The organism is Kutzneria sp. NPDC051319 (assembly GCF_040682195.1).
Classification (GTDB): Bacteria; Actinomycetota; Actinomycetes; order Mycobacteriales; family Pseudonocardiaceae; genus Kutzneria.
On sequence record NZ_JBFBAM010000031.1, the window covers coordinates 12341 to 33063 of the forward strand.

Genomic DNA, 20723 nt, shown 5'->3' on the forward strand with positions numbered 1-20723 from the left:
ACAGGCACCCGCGGACCTAGGCCTCCACCCCGACCAGTTCCACACCCACAAGCGTGGCCAACAGCTCCTCCACCTCGTCGGCGGTGAACACCACGACGGCCTGCTGGTCCTCGGGCAGCAGCAGATAGAGCTCCATGGGCAGACGCGGGGCGCGGGGGTTGACCCACCACTGGTGGGGGTGCACGCCGAGCAGCCAGTCGCCGTACGAGGCGTGGCGGCAGGGGACGCCGAGGCTGTCGCCCTCGCGGAGGGCCTCGACGAGCTCGTCGATGTGCTGGCCGCGCACGGTGACGATGAACGCGGGGGCCTCGGTGAGGCGGATGGTGACGAGACGGGACCGTCGGTCGTGCCGGACGGTGGTGACGGTGGGGGAGCCGTCGGTCAAACGACAACGAACGGACTTGGGTGCGAACATTGGTGTGCCTCAAAGGGTTCGTAAGCCATGGGCTACCGAACCCTTCGCGGGACAACGCCTCGCGGCCCGTGTGACCGGGCTTGGGACCTACCTTAGCGGCTGGGCACGGGATCGAGGTTGTCGATCACCCCGTCGGTTGACGCGACGGCCTTCGAACGGCGTAGGTGCACGAGGGTGAAGACGGCGGTGACCAGGTAGGCGATGAGGTACTCGTTGCGGGTCACGACGTCGCCGGGCCAGTCGATGGCCCAGATGCCGGTGGCGGCCCGCGCGCCGGGGTCGTGCACGGGGAAGCTGACGGGCCAGGCGAAGGCGGTGATGTACACGTAGGCGGTGAGCACCCACATGGACGGCCGCCGCGTGGTCAGGGCCCGGTGCAGTGCGAACACCGCCAGCGGCACGAACCACACCCAGTGGTGCGACCACGAGTAGGGCGACACGGCGGTGGAGCAGAGCCCGATGACGCTGACGGCCAGCAGCTCCTCGCCGCGACGGTGCGCGACGACGGCGGCCCAGAAGCCGAGGGCGCCGATGAGCAGCGCCAGCACGACCCAGATGTTCTGGGTGGCCTCGGGCGGCGACACCAGCCGGGCCAGGAAGCCCCGCAGCGTCTGGTTGCCGGTCGACCAGACGTCACCCACTCGGGCGACCTCGCTGAACTTCTGCCCGACCCAGTAGGCGTACGCGTCGTGGGGCTTGAGGATGAAACCGAGCGCGATGGTGCCGACGAAGCTGGCCATGGCCACCCCGGCCGCCTTGAACTGCCTGGTCAGCAGCAGGTACGGGATGAACACGAGCGGCGTCAGCTTGATGCCGGCGGCGATGCCGACGCCGACGCCCATCCAGTTGGACTTGCGGGTGCGCAGCAGATCGGCGACCACGATGGCCAGCAGCAGGACGTTGATCTGCCCCAGGTAGAAGGTGGTCCGCACCGGCTCGAACATCAGCGCCAGCACGGTGCCCAGCACCACGATGCCGACCGCCGCGCGATCCCGCCGATACCCCATCCAGCGCCAGCACCGCGCCACCGCGAACAGCAGCAGGAGCACGGTCACGGCGGTGTACACGATCTCGGTGCCCAGCAGCGGCAGCAGCGCCAGCGGGGCGAAGATGATCGCGGCGAACGGCGTGTACGTGAACATCAGGCTGGCCACCAGCGGGTGGTCGTACAGCGGCCGCCCGTCCAGCACGGCCACGCCGCCGGCCCGGTACACCTCCAGGTCGATGGTCATCCACATGCCGACCGGCCAGATGATCGAGCACACCACGAACCACAGCAGCACGGCCGCGATCAGCCACGGCGTCGCCCGCCGCAGCCACGCCGGCACGGTCAGAGTCTTCGAGCCCCCAGCGGGCAGGAAAGAGTCGGCGACCCGGGCCCAGAATCCACGGGTGGTCTGCACGTCCGACACTGCGCTCCTTCGTGAAATGCCCACGATCGGGCGCTTGACCAGCCAGTTCGGGGATTGCTGTCCAAGGTAACACGGGTCGCTAATACAGGGCCGAGTACCCCGGATCCACCCGGACATGCAGCACCGTGGGCCCGCTCGCCCGCACGGCCGTGGCCAGCGCCTCCTCCAGCTCCTCGGGCCGTTCCACCAGGCGCGATCGGCAGCCCATGCCGGCCGCCAGCGCGCAGAAGTCGAGGCCGCCGAGCTCGATCCCGGGCGCCTTGGCCACGCCCGCGCTGTCGGCCATCGACCGCAGCGCCGCGTACTGGGCGTTGTCCAGCACGACAAACGTGACCGAGGCGTGTTCTTTGGCCGCGGTCCACAGCGCCTGGATGCCGTACATCGCCGAGCCGTCGCCGACGACCGCGATCACCGGCCGTTCCGGCGCGGCCAGCGACACCCCGACCGCGCCGGGCAGGCCGTAGCCGAGCACGCCGCTGGCGATGGTGAAGAAGCCGCGGCCGCGAGCCGTGATCGGCAGGTGTTCACGCAGGTCGTTGCGGTGACTCGGGATCTCCTCGACGACAACGCCGTCGGCCGGCAGCGCCCGCCGGATCGCCGCCAGCACGAATGCCCCGGTCATCGGAACGGTCGGGACCGGCTCCACGGCCCGTTCCCGCACGGCCGGGACCGGCCGTGACGACGCCTCGACCAGCTCGGCCAGGGCCCGGATCGCCCGCTTGGGCGTCGACAGCAGCCCGGCCCCGGCCGGCGCCCAGGACAGGACCGTCGGATCGTCGTGCACGAGGTGCAGCGGCGGCAGCTCCGGGCCGTCGGCCGGCGTCTGGACGTGATAGACGAACGCGGGCGCCCCGATCACCACCACGCAGTCGTACGCCTGCAACGTCTGCCGCAGTTGCCGATCGGCCGGCGGCAGGAAACCCGCGAACAACGGGTGGTCCTCGGGAAACGAGCAGCGCGACGACATCGGCGACGCCCACACGGCCGCCTTGGTGCGCTCGGCCAGCGCCACGGCGTCCTCGACGGCGTCGTCCGCGTCCACCGACGCCCCGACGACGATCGCCGGCCGCTCGGCGGCGTCCAGGGCCGACGCGATCACTCGAATGGCCGCCGCGTCCGGCCCGAATCCGGCGACCGGCGGACGTGACGGAACGTCAACTCCGGACTGATCCCAGTCGTCCACCGGCACCGACACGAAAACCGGGCCGTACGGCGGTTGTCTCGCCAGGTGCAGCCCTCGGGCCAACGCCGCCGGCACGTCCGCGGCCCGAGCCGGCTGCGCGCTCCACTTCACGTAGGGACGGGGAAATTCCGGCGCGTCGACCGCACCCAGGAACGGCTCCCCGTTGAGCAGCGACCGCGCCTGCTGGCCGGCGATCACCAGCAGCGGCGACCGGTTGCGGAACGCCGTCACCAGGCTGCCCAGGCCATGGCCGACGCCGCCGGAGGAGTGCAGGTTGACCACCGCCGGGCGGCCGCTGAACTGCGCGTAACCGTCGGCCATCGCCACCACCGACGACTCGTGCAGGCCCAGCACGTATCTGAAGTCGTCCGGCCAGTCGGCCAGGAACGGCAGCTCGGTCGAGCCGGGGTTGCCGAACACCGTTGTGCAGCCCCAGCTTCGCAGCAGATCCCGCGTCACATCCCGGACAGACGCCATGATCCCGAGTCTAACCTCGGACAACTACCTTCCGTCACCACGATGAGCGAGAGGCGGATCGAGCTCGTCGGCAAAAGTCGTGTGGCGCGGTCGGCCGCGGTGGGCCAAGCTGATCACCGTGCTGGACTCGGCGACGCCGCGACGGATCCTGATCCTGTCCGCCGACATGGGCGAGGGCCACAACGCCACCGGCCGTGCGCTGCGCGCGGCCGCGGGTCGGCTGTGGCCCGATGCGGCCACGCACTGGCTGGACACGCTCGATGTGATGGGCCGCGGCGTCGGGCCCGCCTTCCGGCGGATCTACGTCACCAATGTCGAGCGAACGCCCTGGCTGTACGAGTTCTTCTACGACTCGGTGTGGCGCTACCGGTGGTTCGCGCGGGCGTCCAAGCGCTTCGTCGGCGAATGGGCCGGACGGCGGCTGGCCGCCAAGATCGACCAGATCCAGCCCGACCTCATCCTGTCCACGTATCCGCTGGGCACGGCCGGCCTGGACTGGCTGCGCCGGCACCGCGGGCTGGAGACGCCGATCGGCGCGTGGGTGTCCGACTTCGCGCCGCACCCGTTCTGGGTCTATCAGGGAATCGACCTCAACCTCGTGATGCACGAGGTGGCCGTGCCGGTGGCCGCGCGCAGCGCGCCCGGCGCGACGGTGGCGATCTCCGCGCCGACCGCCGACGAGGTCTTCCACCCTGGTGACCGCAGTGCCGCACGGGCCGAGCTGGAGCTGCCCCAGGACCGCTTCGTGTCGCTGGTGGCCTGCGGCTCGCTCGGCTTCGGGCGGTCCGAGGACACGGTGAAGGAACTGCTTGAGGGCACCCCGGACGGCATCGTGGTGGTGGTCTGCGGTCGCAACGAGCGGCTGCGCGCCAGAATCCGCGCCGCCATCGGCGACGACCCCCGGGTGCGGGTGCTCGGCTGGACCGACCGGATGGCGACGCTGATGGTGGCGTCCGATGTCGTGGTGACCAATGCCGGCGGCGCCACCTCGCTGGAGGCGCTCGCGGTCGGCCGCCCGGTGCTGATGCACCGTCCGATCGCGGCCCACGGGCGGGCCAACGCGCAGCTGATGCAGGAAGCCGGGATCGCCGTGGTGTGCGAGCGGGACGGCGAGCTGGCCGCGGCCGTGCGGGATCTGCCGCGATTGGCGCAGATGGAGCGATTGGCGCTCAAGCAGGCCGACGAGCGGCTGGTGGAGGAAGGGCTGCTGGCCCTGAACTCCGCGCGGCCGGAGCGACTCGGGCGGGTGCTGTCGGCCGAGGACTCGTTGTTCGTGCACATTGCGTCGCCGCGCGTGCCGCAGCATGTCGGTGCGGTGCTGGAGATGTCGGCCGAGGTCACGGTGGCCGACGTGGCCGGCATGTTGGACGCCATGCACGGCGTGCGCGGGCACGTCGACCCCGGTTCGTGGCTGCGGCGGCCGCGGTGGGAGCAGGACGAGTCCGTGGACACCAAGGCTTTGGTGTCCGAAGTGGACGTTCCGTTGCCGGAGGCCGTCGACTACTTCTACGCCCAGCCGTTGCCGCACGGGGCGACCGCCGCGGCGCTGATCGTGCGCGGACCTTCGCCGGCCGTGCTGTTCAAACTGCATCACGCCCTCGGCGACGGCGTCGCCGTGCTGCGCGGTCTGCTGACCGGCACCGACGGCAAGGGTCGGGCGTGGACCAATCCGGTCGGGCACCAGGTCAGCCACAAGCTCCCACGGCTGAGGTTCAGCGGCCTGAAGGCGTTGGCACGAGCCGGATCCGTGCCTCGCGGCCAGAAGTTCGGGGCCATCCGTCGGCACGGCCTGGCCAAGCTGCCGGGGCCCGAGGTTCGCGCCACCGCCCGCGCCCTCGGCGCGACGCCGACGGAGCTGTTGATCGCCATGTTCGCCTTTGCTTACCAAGGGGATCAGCTCCGGGTGATGGTGCCGTGGTCGCTGCGCGGGACCGACACTCTGCGCGCCGCCGGCAACTGGACCGGTGCCGTGTCCGTCGACCTGCCCGTGCAGGAGACGGATCCGTTGCGGTGCCTGGAATTGGTTCGTGACGCCTTGCGGGCCGGCGTCGAGTCCGGTGCGCCCGAGGCCGCGAACTTCGTGGTGCGCCTCATCGGTCTGCTGCCGGCCCCCGCGCACCGCCTGTTGGCTCGGCTCGTGTACCAGTCGCGGTGGTTCGGCGCCATCGCGTCGGTGATACCCGGGCCGCGGTGGAAGGTTTCGTTGGGCGGTGCGGAGATCGAGGCCGCATACGCGGTGCTCCCGCTCGCCGAGGGCGTCCCCATCGCGTGGGGCGCGTTGACCTGGGGACGATATGTGACTGTCTGCGTGACCGGTGGCGGGTCGACCGACGGCATGCCGCTGGCCGCCCGGATGGTCGACGCGCTGAGGGAGTTCTCAGGCAGGACACCATGAATCTGCTCATCGCCGTGCCCGCCGCCGTGGCCGGCGCCGCCTTCTTCGGCCTCACCAGCGCGTTGCAGCACCGGGCCACCCAGCAGGTGCGCCGGCGCGAGGCGCTGCAGCCCGGCCTTCTGGTCGACCTCGCGCAGCAGCGGGTGTGGCTGCTTTCCTTGGTGGCCAACGCCTTCGGCGTGATCCTCCAATGGGTCGCCCTGACCACCGGCCCCCTGGTGCTGGTCCAGCCCCTGCTGGTCACCGGCCTGTTGTTCGGCGTGCTGTTCTCCGGCTCCTTCGACCGCATCGTCCTGCTCGGCGCCGGCCTCTGCGTCGCCGGCCTCGCCGCGTTCCTCCTGGTCGCCCAGCCCACCGGCGACAGCCAGGAGATGACCCTGGGCGCCGTGCTTCCCTTGGCCATCGGCCTGTTCGTGCTGCTGGCCATCTGCCTCGTCGTCGCCGCCCGCCGCCCCGGCAACACCCGAGCCATCGCCCTCGCCGTCGCCGCCGGCGTGCTCTACGGCGTCAGCGCCGGCCTGGCCAAGCTCGCCGCCGAGGAGCTCTCCCAGGGCATCCTGGTCATGCTCACCCACTGGCCCATCTACGCCGTCGCCGTCTGCGGCCCCATCGGCTTCCTGTTGAGCCAGAACGCCTTCCAGGCCGAGCGGGCCCTCGCCCCGGCCCTCGCCGTGATCACCATCCTCGACCCCCTGGTCGGCATCGGCATCGGCATCATGTGGCTCGACGAGTCCCTCCGCACCGGCGCCGGCCCGATCATCGGTCAGATCCTCGCCCTCGCCGCCCTCTCCGGCGGCGTCTTCGTCCTCAGCCGCCGCGCCCCCCAGGCCGCCGCCAAGGAAGCCGAACACCAGCGGTGACTCGCTACGTGTTGGAGGCCGCGTGCCTCCCCTGACCCACTCCGCTTGGGAGGTCGCATGCCTTCCGTGACCGGCATGCGTGCCCTCGTCACCGGCGCATCCTCCGGCATCGGCGCCGCCACCGCCGATGTGCTCGCCGCCAAGGGCGCCACCGTGTTGCGCACCAGCCGTACCATCACCGGCCCCTCTTCGTACGCCTGCGACCTGGCCAGCGGCACCGCCGGCCTGGCCTCCTGGGCCGGCGACGTCGACCTGCTCGTCCTCAACGCCGGCATCGGACACGCCGGCCCCTTCGCCGAGATGGAGCCCGGCAAGATCGCCGAGCTCTTCACCGTGAACGTGGTGGCACAGCTGGAGTTGGCCCGCGCCCTGCTCCCCGGCATGATCGCCCGCGGCCGTGGACACCTCGTGCTCGTGTCCTCCATCGCCGGCGCCATGGGCGTCGCCGACGAGGCCGTCTACTCCGCCACCAAGGCCGCCCTCCGCGCCTTCGCCGACGCCCTCCGCCTCGAAGTGCCCGCCATCGGCGTCACCGTCGTCCACCCCGGCGTCATCGACACCCCTTTCTTCGACCGCCGAGGCACTCCCTACACCCGCCGCCGCCCCCGCCCCATCCCCGCCGTCGCCGTCGCCGAGGCCCTCGTCGCCGCCGTCGAACACCGCCGCGCCGAGATCTTCGTGCCCTCCTGGCTCCGCTTCCCCGCCCGCCTCAACGGCGCCCTCCCCGCCCTCGTCCGCGTCTTCCAACGCCGTTTCGGCTGATTGTCCGAATTCGCCGCCGATTGCGCTGTTCGGCCCCTTCCCGAAGGTCACGCCCGTCCGGCACCCTCTCCTCTGACTTGCGCCGGTTCCGTGCGCAGGGGGGACCTTCGACGTTTGGAGTGAGGCACGTGACTGCGCGCATCCGTCGTTCGACCGGCACCTACACGTCCGTCGCCAGATTGGTGTTGCGGAAGACGAAGCCGGAACTCGACCTCGAGAATTACCGCAACGGCGCCGGCTTCAAGGTGATCACAATGCTCAAGCGCGTCGACGACGTCAGCACTTCCCTGGTGCTCTCGCGTGGACTGCTGAACCTGGTCCCGGGCCAGCCGATCACCTGGAAGAGCCGCACCGGCGTCACCCCGTTGACCGGCCCCTTCACCCTCGACCCGAGCGGCGGCAGAATCCCCTTCAGTGGTGGCTTCATCAAATGCCTGCTGTCCACCAGGGAGAACAATTACGAGCTGGGCGTGCCGGAGCTCGACCTCCCCCTGGTTTGCCTGGGCCTGGGCATCGAAGCGGAGTAGACCGCGGTCACCAGCATCACGGCACATCCACGCGGCGTCATCGTGAACGGTCGCTCACGGCAGTCCCTGGATATCCGTTTTCGGACGGCGGCTAGCCAGTCGCCGTCCGATTTGTCTTATGTGACGCAGTGTGATGCGGCATTGCCCTGTTCGGCCCCTTTCTGAGGTCACGGTCTTGCGGCAGGCTCACGGAGGCTTTACGCGACGGTCATGGGTCGGCCGTCCTGATGCGCAGGGGGGAACCTGTGAGCAGCTTTGTGTTGTCGCGCGCCCGTCGTTCCAGACTTGGCGCCGCGCTCGGCGTCCTGGCGATCGGCTTGTCGCTGACGAGTCCGATGATCACGGCGCCGGCCGCGGCCGCCGCTCCCGCTGTGCCGGACGCCGTAGCCGATCCGGCCACCGCCCTGAAACTGGCCCACCAGGCCAACAAGCAGATTCTCGTGACGTCGCAGACCACCGACGCGTCCGAGACCGTGGCGAATCCCGATGGCTCGTGGACCCTCACCGCCCACTCCGAACCGGTTCGGATGCAACAGAACGGCGACTGGGTCCCGCTCGACGCCACACTGGTGCAGCGGCCCGACGGCGCCATCGCGCCGAAGGCGCTCCCACTCGACGTCGTGCTCAACCCGGGCGGCGCTGGATCGGCGAGCAAGCCGATCGTGCGAGTCGGCCTCGGTGACAAGCAGGCGGGCCTGACATGGCCCGCGGACCTCCCCACACCGCAGGTGTCCGGGGACACCGCCACCTACGCCGACGTATATCCCGGCGTCGACCTGCGAGTGCAGGTCACAACTCGTGGCTACAACGAGAACCTCGTGGTCAAGACCGCCGCAGCCGCACAGTCGTCCGCCTTGGCCGGCGTCACCTTCGGGCTGTTCACGAGGAACACAACGGTGTCCGTGAACGACGGTGGCCTGACGGTGAAGGACAACGCCGGCAACGTGCTGTTCAGCGGCGACGCGTCGAGCATGTGGGACTCCAGCGGCGCAGGCACCGAGGCCGAGAAGAATCTGGGGCTCGGCGGTGGCAACCGGCACGCGAAGATGGCTGTGACCGCTACGGTGAACGCGGTGACCGTCGTGCCGGACCGGGCCTTTCTGGCCGACCCCAGTACGAGGTTCCCGGTCGTGCTCGACCCCGAGACCTCCTGTGACAGCTGCGTCGCGCAGGCACATGTCGTCGTGCAGTCGGGCTACCCGGGACAGAAGAACTACAACCAGACCGCCCAGGATCTGTCGAACCTCAAAGCCGGCTTTGAAAGCGATGACATAGCGGCGGTCTCGAGGTCGTATTTCGAGGTGAACACCAGCCAGTTGGCCGGCGCCGTCATCCACAGCGCGGTGGTGAACACGACGTTGCTGCACAGCGCGGTGTGCTCGGTCACGGACAACGACGCGACGGGACTCTGGCTGTCCGGAGCCATCTCGCCGGAACCTCCTGGGCACCTACGGCCACCTCGGCCGGGCAACCAGGACTGGTGCTGGGCATTTCCACCAGCAACGTGACGAACTGCCACAACGCACCGAACGTTCCGATGCCGTTCGACGCGAAGGCCGCCGCGAACTATGCGGTGTCGCACGGCGTCACGACGTCGACCTTCATGCTGGGGTCGACCGCGGACGTGGATCATGGGCAACAGGATGCTGCCAGCTGGCGGCGGTTCGCGCTGAATCCCATCCTCCAGGTGAGCTACGACAAGCCGCCGAACACGCCGACCAACCTGGCGATGGAGGGCGGCGTGGTGCCCTGCGTCCAGGGCGCCGGGAGGCCGTGGATCGCCAATCCCACCCCCGAACTCCAGGGCGTGCTGACCGACCCCGACGGCGGCAACGTGCAGGGCTTCTTCGGTTTGGACCAGGGGACCGCCGGCAACGTCGTGCCGAACACGCACTGGACCAACTTCCCCAACGCGGCGGTCGTCGGCTCGGGTGGAACCGCGCAGGTCACCGTTCCCGGTGGGGTGCTGGCGAAATCGGGCAACTACTCGTGGCTCATGTCGGCGTCCGACGGAGAACTGCCCTCCGGCGAGACCACCAGATGCGAGTTCACCGAGGACGCCATCGCACCCCCGCGGCCCACAGTGACAATGACTGGGTCGCCGCCGTCGACACAGGGCGACATCGCGACCTTCGATGTATCCGTCGGATTGGCGACGCCCGACCTGTACGACATCGATCATTTCATCTACACCACCGACGGCACCGAGCCGGAGGTGCAGACCTCACCGACGGCCGTCGCCGCGCGGAACACCGACAGCAGCGGCGCGACCACGCGGTTGACCGTGACCGCGCTCAACAGCCTCCAGAACTACATCCACGTGCGAGCGGTCAACCGTGCTGGGAAGCCGAGCGACCAGGACGCCACCTGTGTGGCCAGCCTGACGTTGGACTCCCCGTCGTGCTCGTACAACGTGCCCAACGCACTGATCCCGTCGACCGGATTGGTCGGGGCGTGGGGCTTCGACGAGATGGGCGACCGAGTAGTCGGTGACTCGGTGACCTCGACGCCGACCAACGCCAGCGCACTCGCGCATCCGGGCACGCTGGTCGGCGGCGGTGACTGGCGGCCCGGTCACGATCACGGCACGCCGTGGACCCACGCGGACACCAACGGCTACGCGCAGGGCACGGCTGGCTCGCTCACGTTCGACGGCGCCACCGGATACGTGACGACCGGCGCTCCGGTCGTCGACACGAGCGCGTCCTTCACTGTGTCAGCCTGGGTGAACCTCAAGCAGACGGGGACATACCGGACCGCGATCTCGGCGACGGGAAGCACGGCCAGCTCCTTCTACCTCCAGTACGCCAGGGACATCGACAATTGGGCCTTCACGCTGCCTAGCGACGATTCGTCCAGCCCCTCGTCCTTCTACCGGGCGACCGCGAAGCCGGGAAACCCGGTGCAGCTCAACGTATGGACGCATCTGGTCGGCACCTACGACGCGTCGACCGGCACGATCGAGCTCTACGTCAACGGGGTCAGGCAGCAACCGGCGGCGGGCAAGGCGTGGCACGCGAGCGGCCCCTTGATTATCGGTGCGGCCAGTGGCGGCGCCGACAACTTCTTCCCGGGGGACATCGACAGCCCGCAGGTCTGGCAAAGAGTGTTGTCCGACAAGGAGGTCCACGACCTCGCCAACACCGCTGCCCCGCTGGCCCAGTACAACCTGAGCGAGGGCTGCGGCCCCGACCTGACAGCCAAGACGTCGAATGTCACGTCGCGAGCCGCCTACTGGCCGCTCGACGAGGGCAGTGGTGCGACGGCCAACGACACCGGTCCCTACGCCGACAAGGCCACGCTGGCCGGAGGTTACAGCTGGACCGACGGGCCTTCGGGCGGCAAGGCCGTCCACTTCGACGGAGCATCGGGATCGGCCTCGACGCAGTATTCGGTGGTGGACACGTCACGCTCGTTCACCGTGTCGGCTTGGGCGAAACCTGATGACCTGAACGGCTACTACACCGTGGTGACCCAGCACGGCAGCAGTCAGGACGCCTTCCAGATCCGGTACTCGCCAGACGTCAACCGGTGGATCTTCGGCATGACCACGTCCGACAACGCTGCCACCGACAACTACCAGTGGACGTTCAAGGACCAGGTTCCCCAGGCTGGCAAGTGGACCCTGGTCACCGGTGTCTTCGACCGCACAGCCATGCAGATCAGGCTCTATCTCGACGGGAAGTTCCAGTCCCAGCACGCGGTTTCGTCGGTGTGGCAGGCGACGGGCGGCCTGTACATCGGGTCGGCGGGCGGCCGGTCCGACTTCTTCAAGGGTGCTGTCGGCCAGGTCCAGATGTGGAACCAGGCTCTGACCGACGACCAGATTGCCGCGCTGGCCAACCTCGGCTACTACGACACCGCCTCGAAGTCGCAGGCCTCGGCATCCGGCGGCGTCTCGCTGGTCCGCGACGGCGACGGCTGTTCGGCCCAGGTCGACAACACCAACACCGGCAAGGTGCAGGCTGCGCGCCCGGCCAACCTCCGCACAGATCGCTCCTACACCGTTGAGGCGTGGGTGAAGCACACCTGGACGGCGGCCGACGCCGCCGCGCAGGGCCCGATCGACCCACATCCGCGCAGCGCGGTCTCGACGAGTGACGGCCCCTATCTGCCGTTCGCCTTGGGCTACCGAGCTGTCAATGACGCCAATGGCGCCGGCCACGGCAAGTGGAGCTTCACGATCAACGCCTCGTCCAACCAGGGCGCCGGCTGGATCGCGGTCAGCGACCAGGACGCGTCCGACAACACATGGACGCACATCGAGGGTGTGTACGACTTCTCCACCAACACCGCGGTTCTGTACGTCAACGGCATCAAACAGACCGCGGCAGTCGCACGGGCCGGGAGCTCGACCGACGCCGTGACCGGGTGGAACGGAACCGGCGGGATCCTGCTCGGCCAGGACAGCTGGGCCGGTCAGACGGCGGACCAGTGGTACGGCGGAATCGCCGGCGCGCGGATCTACTCCGGCATCCTGACCAACGCGGAAACGTTGGCGGACAAGCGCGTCGACGATCCCGGACTGCTCTACGGCATCAGGCACTGAACCATGCCGATCACCGGCTTTTCAGGCACACGAGGGGTGGAAGTCGTGTCAGGCGTGCGTCGCAGAACCTTTTTGACGAGAACAGTGGCCGCCGGTGTGGCGATCGCGCTGGCGGCCACCACGGCCCAGGCCGTGGCCGCGCCGAACAGCAGCGGTTGGCACGGCCTCGGCTGGGATCTTCCTACGTTGCAACAGGTCGGCGCGGTTGCCGGTCAGGCCGTTCCCAATCGGCCGATCCAGGTGCCGCCGCCGTCCTCGGCCCCGGTCCCGTCGGTCTCGTGGCCGGTCGCGGCCACCTATCACCTCGGCGTGCCCTCTGAAGTCGGCGCCGCGCAGCCTGCCGGCAGTATGTCCGTCGCGCGAGCCGTGAGCGCCACCCCGCACTCCACCGGGCAGTTCGACGTCGTCGCCGTCGACCACACGGTCGCGGCCGCCGCCTCTGTGCCGGGATCGCTGATCCAGGTGAAGCCGGTGTCCGGCGACACGGGCGGCCCGCTGACGCTGCGCCTCGACTACTCGGGCGCTGGCGGGGCATACGGCGCGGACTACGGCCGCCGCCTGGGATTCGTGCAGTATCCGGCCTGCATTCTGACCACGCCGGACCAGGACCAGTGCCATCAGGCCACGTCCCTGGACTCGACCAACGACCTTGCCCACAAGGCCGTCTCCACCGACGTGACGATGCCGTCGGCGACAGAAGGCGTTGTCGTCGCGGCGGTCGCCGGCACGAGCTCGGACAGCGGCGACTTCGCCGCGGCGAGCCTGTCGTCCTCGGGCTCCTGGACATCGGGCGGCGCCGGCGGCGACTTCGCGTACACCTATCCCATCGGTGCGCCGGCAGCCATCGGCGGGCAGGCCCCGAGCGTCGCGCTGTCCTATTCGTCGGGCAGCGTGGACGGCCTCACCGCGGCCAGCAACGACCAGGCCTCGTTCGTGGGCGAGGGCTGGAACCTGGCTGCCGGCGGGTTCGTCGCGCGCAGCTACAAGCCGTGCGCACAGGACCTCGGCGGCAACAACGGGCAGCGCAAGACCGGCGACGCCTGCTGGGCCACGGACAACGCGACGATCTCCTTCGGCTCGATCAGCGGCCAACTGGTCAAGACCGGCGACACGTGGCATCCGAAGGACGACGACGGGTCCAAGGTCGAGCGGCTGACCGGCGCGTCCAACGGCGACAACAACGGCGAGTACTGGAAGGTCACGACCAAGGACGGTACGCAGGCGTTCTTCGGCCTCAACCACCTGCCCGGCTGGCAGGGCGGCAACCCGGAGACCAACTCGACGCTGACCGAGCCGGTCTTCGGCAACAACAACCTGGAGCCCTGTCACCAGACCGCCTTCGCGGACTCAGCGTGCGACCAGGCCTGGCGCTGGAACCTCGACTACGTCGTCGACCCCCACGGCAACGCGATCGAGTACTTCTATGACAAGGAAACCAACTACTACAACAAGAACCTCGGCACGGCCGGCGTCCGCTACGACCGCGACGGCTACCTCGACCACATCGACTACGGCCTGAACACCAACGTCGGCAGCCTGTTCACCAGTGCTCCGCCTGCTCGGGTCAAGTTCGACACCGCGCAGCGGTGCGCGTCGGACGCGACGGGCAACTGCGATATCCCCAACGACCTCATATGCGCCCAGAACGCGCACTGTGAAGGCATTTCACCTGCGTTCTTCAGCACCAAGAAGCTGACGGCCATCACCACTCAGGTCAGCGACGGCAAGGGCGGCGAGACCCCGGTCAACCAGTGGGCGCTGAGCCAGTCCCTGCCCTTCACGGACGACGGCAACAGTCCGGCGCTCTGGTTGGACAGCGTCATCCACACCGGCAAGGCCGGCGGCCATGACATCACCATGCCGCCGACCACCTTCGGCCACAAGCTGATGGCCAACCGGGTCGACCTGACCCACAACTACACGGCGTTCAACCACAGCCGTATCGAGACCGTCGTCAACGAGTTGGGCGGCAAGACGACCGTCACCTACTCGGACCCGGACTGCTCACCGACGAACCTGCCGACACCGTCGAGCAACGGCCGACGCTGTTACCCGATCTACTGGACGCCGGGCGGCGCGACCGAACCGGTGATGGACTGGTTCAACAAGTACGTCGTCACATCCATCACCGATGACGGCGCCACCGCCTTGTCGCAGCCGATGCTGACCAAGTACGACTACGGCGAAGGGGCGAACAGCGGGGCCTGGCACTTCGACGAGAACGTGTTGAGCGACAACAAGTACCGCACGTTCTCGGAGTGGCGCGGCTACGACCAGGTGACCACCACCAAGGGCCAGGCCAACGATCCGGCCGGGCCACAGGTGGTGACCAAGGCTGTCTTCATGCGTGGCATGGACGGCTTCTCCGTGCCGGCGACACAGGGGGACATTCCCGGGCCGTCGATCACCGACAGCAAGCAGCTCGCCGGCTACCCGCGCGAGACCGTCGGCTACTACAACGGCAAAGCGATCAGCGCGACCATCAACGACCCGTGGAGCTCTCCCGCCACCGGCACCGACGACAACGACGGCACCCAGTCGTTCATCGTCGGTACCGAGGCCGCGACCGGGCTGACCTGGTTGGCGGCGAGCAATGCCTGGCGCACCAGCAGGACGTCGAGCACGTTCGACAGCCTCGGCCAGGTCACGTCGAGCGAGAACGACGGCGACGTCAGCGATCCGAGCCAGGCGACCTGCACGAGGTTCACCTATGCGCAGAACTCGAGCGCGTGGATGATGAGCTACCCGCAGGAGACGCAGAAGATCTCCGGCAAGTGCTCGGCGGACAACCCCGCCGGCAGCGGCAACATCATCACCGACGTGCGCACCCGGTTCGACGCGCAGGGCTTCGGCGTTAGCCCGACCAAGGGCGAGGTGACCGAGGTCGACGGCCTCGACACCTGGCCGGCCGGCGGGGCGGAGAACTTCCAGGCGCCGACCTCCACCAGCACCTACGACGTCTACGGCCGGGCAACCGCGACAACCGATGCGTTGGGGCGCAAGACAACGATCAAGTTCACGCCGGACAGCGGCGGGCCGGTCACCCAGATCGCCACCACGTCGCCGCCGGTCAACGGATCCACGTCCGGCATGGTCACGACGAGGATCTTCGACCCCGTGTCCAGCGTGCTTCTCACCGCGATCGACGGCAGCGGTCTGCGCACCGACGGGGCCTACGACGCGTTGGGCCGGTTGACCGCGGTGTGGAAGCCGGGGGAGAGCAAGGCCGCGAGCCAACCCGCGAACGTCACCTACAGCTACAACGACAACGTCGGCAAACCGAGCACCGTGGTCACCAACTCCTTGCTGTCCAACGGCCAGTACGCGACGTCCTACGCGCTGGTCGACGGGCTCGGCAATACCGTGCAGACCCAGTCCCCGACCCCGCTGGGCGGCCGGCTGGTGTCCGACACGTACTTCGACTCGCAGGACCGGGCCTGGAAGTCGCACGCCGCGTACTGGAACAACGCGGCGGCGCCAGGCGGTGATCTGCTTGTCGTGCAGGACAGTTCGGTGGCCAGCACCACTGTGTCCAATTTCGACAGTGCCGGCCGGTCCGTCGCCTCGATCTACGAACTCAACGGCACCGAGCAGTGGCGGACGACGTCCAGCTACGACGGTGACCGCATGACCACCGTGCCGCCCAATGGCGGCACCGCTTCGACCGTCATCTCCAACGGCCTCGGGCAGAAGACGAAGCTGTTGCAGTACAAGGATCCGACCAAGACCGGCCCGAACGACGCGGCCGACGTGACGACCTACACCTACACCGCCGCCGGTCTTCCTGCCGCCGTCACGGATCCCACCGGCAAGAACTCGTGGACGAGCACATACGACCTGCGTGGCCGCAAGACCAGCTCCACGGACCCGGATGCCGGGACGTCGTCGACCACCTACGACGCGATGGGGCAGGTGCTCACCACCACCGACAGCCGTGGCAAGACCCTCGCGTACGCCTACGACGGCATCGGCCGTAAGACCGGGGAGTTCGCGGGATCGACGTCCGGGCCGCAGCTGGCCGGCTGGACCTACGACACCCTCCTCAAGGGCCTGCCGTCAAGCTCGATCCGGTACTACAACGGCAACGCCTACACGACTTCGGTGTACAAGTACGACGACGCCGGCCGGCCGCTCGGCATGAAGTACACGATCCCGAGCTCCGAAGGGCTCCTCGCCGGGAACTACCTGTTCCAGGTCTTCTACGACAAGTACACGGGCGCGGTCACCAGCCAGTCCAGCCCCGCCGCCGGTGGTCTGGACGGCGTGAGCATCGAGCGCCACTACGACTCGTTCGGCGATCCCACGACCCTCGATGAGGTGTCCAACGACGCGGACACGCCCTTGGTGTCGGAGACCGACTACAGCGCGTACGGCCAGGTGCTGCGCACCTTGTTCGCCGACCCGAACCAACCCAACCAGGTCGCCGTCACCAATGTCTTCGACGCCGGCACCGGCCGGCTCCAGAGCACGCTCGCCGAGCGTTCGGCCCAGTCCAACTACATGATCGCCAACCGGGCGTACTCCTACGACAACGCCGGCCACATCACGTCCATCGCGGACACCCCGCAGGGCGCCTCCTCCGATGTGCAGTGCTTCACCACCGACTACCTCCAGCGCCTGACCCAGGCGTGGACACCCACATCCGGCAAGTGCGCCGACGCACCGTCGACGTCCGCGATCGGTGGGACTGCGCCGTACTGGCTGTCGTGGACCTACGACCAGACCGGCAACCGCCTTCAGCAGACCCAACACGCCGTCACCGGCGACACCGTCAGCAACTACACCTATCCCGCCGCCGGCTCGCCGCAGCCGCACACGCTGCTCAACGTCCAGACCAGCGGGCCTACCGGGAGCAGCCAGAACACCTACACCTACGACTCCGCCGGCAGCACCAAGACCCGCAACCTCGCCGGCTCGACCCAAACCCTCACCTACGATGACGAGGGCAGCCTGGCGACCGCGCAGGATTCTTCCGGCGCGACCAGCACCTACATCAACGACGCCGGCGGCAATCGCCTCATCACGCGCGACGCCTCCGGCACCACCCTGTCCATCGGGGACATGGAGATCTACCTCGCCCCCGGCTCCCGGTTCCCCACCGGCAACCGCTACTACGACTTCAACGGCGGGAAGGTCGCCCAGCGCGGTTCCGTCACCGGGCTCTCGTGGACGCTCAGCGATCACCAGGGCACCGCGTACGCGTCCGTGAACGCCGACACCTTGGCCGTCACCCAGCGGCGTCAGGATCCGTTCGGCAACTCCCGTGGCCCCGCCGCCCTGTGGCCCGATCGCCACGGCTTCGTCGGCGGTCTTCAGGACTCCACCGGTCTCACCCAGCTCGGCGCCCGTGGCTACGATTCCGCCACCGGCCGTTTCGCCCAGGCTGATCCTGTTGTGGACACCGGTGATCCGCAGCAGATGAACGGCTATTCCTACGCCAACAGTTCGCCGATCAGCTCCGCCGACCCCTCTGGCATGCTGATGGCTCCGTGCCCCAACACCGCCGGTGCTCGCCCCGCCTGTGGCACCAACGGCCCCGGCACGCCTGGCCACGGCAACAAGCCCGACCCCCAGCCGGCTCCGAAGCAGAGCCAGCCGGCGCCGGCCCCGCCGCAGCCTTCGCGGTCCAGCTGCAGCTGGTGGTCCGTGTTTTGTGAGATCGCCGAACAAGCGACGTTCTTCATGGCCGTCGTAACCGTGGTCGCCGTAGCAGCCACGATCACCTGTGCCATCTTGACAGCAGGTGCTTGTCTGGTTCCCATCGGCGTTGCCGCACTTGAGGGTTCGATGTTCGGCGGCTCCGCGATGCTTATCTCCGGGGCTGTGGCTGCCACTGTGGAAGCGGTGGGGGCCGTCGGTACCGCAGTTGCCCTCACGGCAGGTGCCGGTGCTGTCGCCGTGAAGATTGCCGAGGACGTCGCAGACGACCAAGGCGCCCTGGATGGCGCCCTCGCGAAGGGTGGCGGTAGTCCTGCCCTCAAACCCCCTGGCGAAGAGCCCCCGGTCCTGAAGTCTCCCACGACGAAGCCTGGAGCCACTGAGCCTCCCGTATCCAAGCCAGCGGCCGAGAGCGATCCCGCAGCGAGGCCGTCAGAGACCTGCGACAGCTTCGTTGCCGGCACCGCGGTCCTGATGGCTGATGGCTCCAGCAAGCCCATTCAGGATGTTCATGTCGGTGACCAGATCACCAACAAGGATCCCGACACCGGTCAGATTCAGATCCACGCTGTAATGGCCACGCATCTCACCGACGACGACACCGACTTTGTCGACCTGACCGTACAGACACCATCTGGTACCAGCAGCATCACCGTCACGGCCCATCATTTGTTCTGGAACGTGACGACACAACAGTGGGTGGCCGCGGATAGCCTGAGGCTCGGCGACCGACTGGATACGCCTGGCGGATACACGGCTACGGTTGGTGAAGTTCGACCGTACCAAGGGGGCCTTCGGACTTTCAATCTGACCGTTGATGCAGTCCATGATTACTATGTAATTGTTGGCCTTAGTTCGGTGCTGGTGCATAACTGTCCTGACGGGGGAAAGTATGGTCAGGTGCAACCAGCCGGTTCGGGCAACGAGATCAATCATATGCCGCAGAACGCTTCTACTCCGATTTCCCAGTACAGTGGCCCTGCGATTCGAATGCTACGTGAAGACCATCGAGCGCTTTACTCTACGGGCAGCTATGTGCAGTCTCGAGCGTGGCTTGCCATGCAGAAGGACTTGGTTGGCTCAGGTCGGATCGACCGCGCTCTGATGAACGACATTAATGATGTCGTTTCGAGGTTTCCTGGCAAGTACAACAACGCTATCGGCGAGTTGATCGGCTCACTTTCAAGTAATGGTGCATATCAGGCGTTGCGGGGAATTCGGAGTGAAGTTTCGGTTCAGCTAACATTGTGGTAAGGTGATTGCGAGTCCTTTCGATTAGAGGTTAAAATGGATCTAACTGTGGAGCCCTCGATAAGTGTAGGACCGCTTACTCTCGGTATGCCTGTACTAGAAGCGGAGCAGATGCTCTACCGTATCGAGGGCGCTATAACTCCTGGATCTGACGGCCGTCACAACCCTGGATTTGTTCACTTTCTGTCCGGCATGTCTATTCAAGTTGAGCCTGATGACGTCGGCAGACTGCGTTCTGTCCAGATTTATAGGCCATCCGAAGGTGTGCGTGTTCTGTATAGAGGCGTGTCCGTGTTTGAGACGCCCGCTGACGATCTAATGCGAATTCTGGCCGCGGAGGGGCGGCTTGATATTGAAGACGATGGGCTCTTTGTTGTCGCGCCCGATTTATATATGTCCTTTGTTCGAGACACTTTGGCTGACGGGTTGGACGATAACGGGCGATATTTCGAATCCCTGCTGATGGCTAGGCCTGGCTATGGGGATCGATACGAGCGCTCAGTCTGGCCTTCTGGGGAATTGGCGGCACCGGCTGCCGGTGATGTCCGCGTGGTGGATCCTGACCAGGGCTCGTTGTTTTAACTCGCCGAGCCCGTTCTGCTTATGGAAGAGTCCTGGCTTGGGAGGTCATGGTCGATCCTGGCGGATGATCTCGGATGAATGCGTCGAGGCTGCAGTTCGGCTGATTCTCGAAGGAGTTGATGGTTGGGTTGACATAGGATTTCCGTACACAGCGAGCTGTTGGATGTCCACATCTTTAGGCGTCGATCGGCCGGTGGATTTCGGGCGGAAAGTTCGACTTGGGGAAATTTCACACTCAGGTTGGAGTGGGAAGTTTCGATCTTGCTGCAACTTTGGTTGAGGGTAAGAAGGTTGGTTGTCCGATTGAGTGGTAGTTCAACCCGAGTTTGCACTTATCAGATGATTTTAAGATCTCGGAATGTCAGATTGATTCTATTGATGACTGATTGAGCCTTTTTCATCCGGCGACGACCTCGTAGTTCTGTAGGACGTGGATGGCTTTGGCCAGTCGGCCGGCACGGCGGGGACAGCAGCCGAGCTTGCGCAGGATGCGCCAGGTCTTGAGCTGGGCGTTGGCGCGTTCGTCGGGGCCGCGCAGCTGGGCGTGGGAGCGGTTGGCGTCCTTGCGGGACTCGGGCTTGTTACGACCCTTGTACGGGGTGATCACGTGGCGGCCGGTCTGGTCGTAGCCGTGGTAGCCCTTCGCCCGACG

11 protein-coding genes are annotated in these 20723 nt (G+C 67.4%); 7 read left to right on the top strand and 4 right to left on the bottom strand.

The window, feature by feature from the left end; translation table 11 throughout:
* Positions 1-16: 16 nt before the first annotated feature.
* The 3 genes from AB0M73_RS27450 to mdlC form a co-directional block, all read right to left on the bottom strand.
* Positions 17-385 carry a hypothetical protein gene (locus tag AB0M73_RS27450; protein ID WP_363895949.1) on the bottom strand — a complete coding sequence of 123 codons (369 nt, stop codon included), beginning with the start codon at positions 383-385 and terminating at the stop codon, positions 17-19.
* Between the two features lie 122 nt (positions 386-507).
* On the bottom strand, positions 508-1827 hold the full coding sequence (locus tag AB0M73_RS27455; RefSeq protein ID WP_363895952.1) for a glycosyltransferase 87 family protein: 1320 nt from the start codon (positions 1825-1827) through the stop codon (positions 508-510).
* Positions 1828-1906: 79 nt separating this feature from the next.
* Complete coding sequence (gene mdlC / locus AB0M73_RS27460) at positions 1907-3487, bottom strand: benzoylformate decarboxylase (RefSeq protein WP_363895955.1); 1581 nt, start codon at positions 3485-3487, stop codon at positions 1907-1909.
* A 79-nt stretch (positions 3488-3566) separates the two neighbouring features.
* Here mdlC and AB0M73_RS27465 point away from each other — a divergent pair, with 79 nt between their 5' ends.
* From AB0M73_RS27465 to AB0M73_RS27495, 7 genes are all read left to right on the top strand, one after another.
* Complete coding sequence (locus AB0M73_RS27465) at positions 3567-5882, top strand: WS/DGAT domain-containing protein (RefSeq protein WP_363895958.1); 2316 nt, start codon at positions 3567-3569, stop codon at positions 5880-5882.
* Entirely contained in the window at positions 5879-6742 is an 864-nt protein-coding gene (locus AB0M73_RS27470) for a DMT family transporter (RefSeq protein WP_363895961.1), read from the top strand. The genes AB0M73_RS27465 and AB0M73_RS27470 overlap by 4 nt, the downstream gene beginning before the upstream one ends.
* 57 nt (positions 6743-6799) lie before the next feature.
* Positions 6800-7504 (top strand): SDR family NAD(P)-dependent oxidoreductase, encoded by a 705-nt coding sequence (locus AB0M73_RS27475; protein ID WP_363895964.1) that lies wholly within the window; start codon positions 6800-6802, stop codon positions 7502-7504.
* 128 nt (positions 7505-7632) lie between these two features.
* Positions 7633-8031: a hypothetical protein gene (locus AB0M73_RS27480; RefSeq protein ID WP_363895967.1), complete on the top strand. Its 399-nt coding sequence runs from the start codon at positions 7633-7635 to the stop codon at positions 8029-8031.
* 245 nt (positions 8032-8276) lie between these two features.
* On the top strand, positions 8277-9539 hold the full coding sequence (locus AB0M73_RS27485) for a hypothetical protein (RefSeq protein ID WP_363895970.1): 1263 nt from the start codon (positions 8277-8279) through the stop codon (positions 9537-9539).
* A gap of 29 nt (positions 9540-9568) precedes the next feature.
* Positions 9569-12580, top strand: a complete 3012-nt coding sequence (locus AB0M73_RS27490; protein ID WP_363895973.1) for a LamG domain-containing protein — start codon at positions 9569-9571, stop codon at positions 12578-12580.
* 72 nt (positions 12581-12652) lie between these two features.
* Positions 12653-19492: an RHS repeat-associated core domain-containing protein gene (locus tag AB0M73_RS27495; RefSeq protein WP_363895976.1), complete on the top strand. Its 6840-nt coding sequence runs from the start codon at positions 12653-12655 to the stop codon at positions 19490-19492.
* Positions 19493-20468: 976 nt separating this feature from the next.
* Here the strand turns inward: AB0M73_RS27495 and AB0M73_RS27500 are convergent.
* On the bottom strand, positions 20469-20723 hold a 255-nt coding region (locus AB0M73_RS27500; RefSeq protein WP_363895979.1), incomplete at its 5' end, for a transposase family protein.

Excerpts from the sequence above, each read along its gene's own strand:
- mdlC (WP_363895955.1), bottom strand. The coding sequence starts at position 3,487 with ATGGCGTCTGTCCGGGATGTGACGCGGGATCTGCTGCGAAGCTGGGGC.
- AB0M73_RS27470 (WP_363895961.1), top strand. The coding sequence starts at position 5,879 with ATGAATCTGCTCATCGCCGTGCCCGCCGCCGTGGCCGGCGCCGCCTTC.
- AB0M73_RS27475 (WP_363895964.1), top strand. The coding sequence starts at position 6,800 with ATGCCTTCCGTGACCGGCATGCGTGCCCTCGTCACCGGCGCATCCTCC.
- AB0M73_RS27490 (WP_363895973.1), top strand. The coding sequence starts at position 9,569 with ATGCCGTTCGACGCGAAGGCCGCCGCGAACTATGCGGTGTCGCACGGC.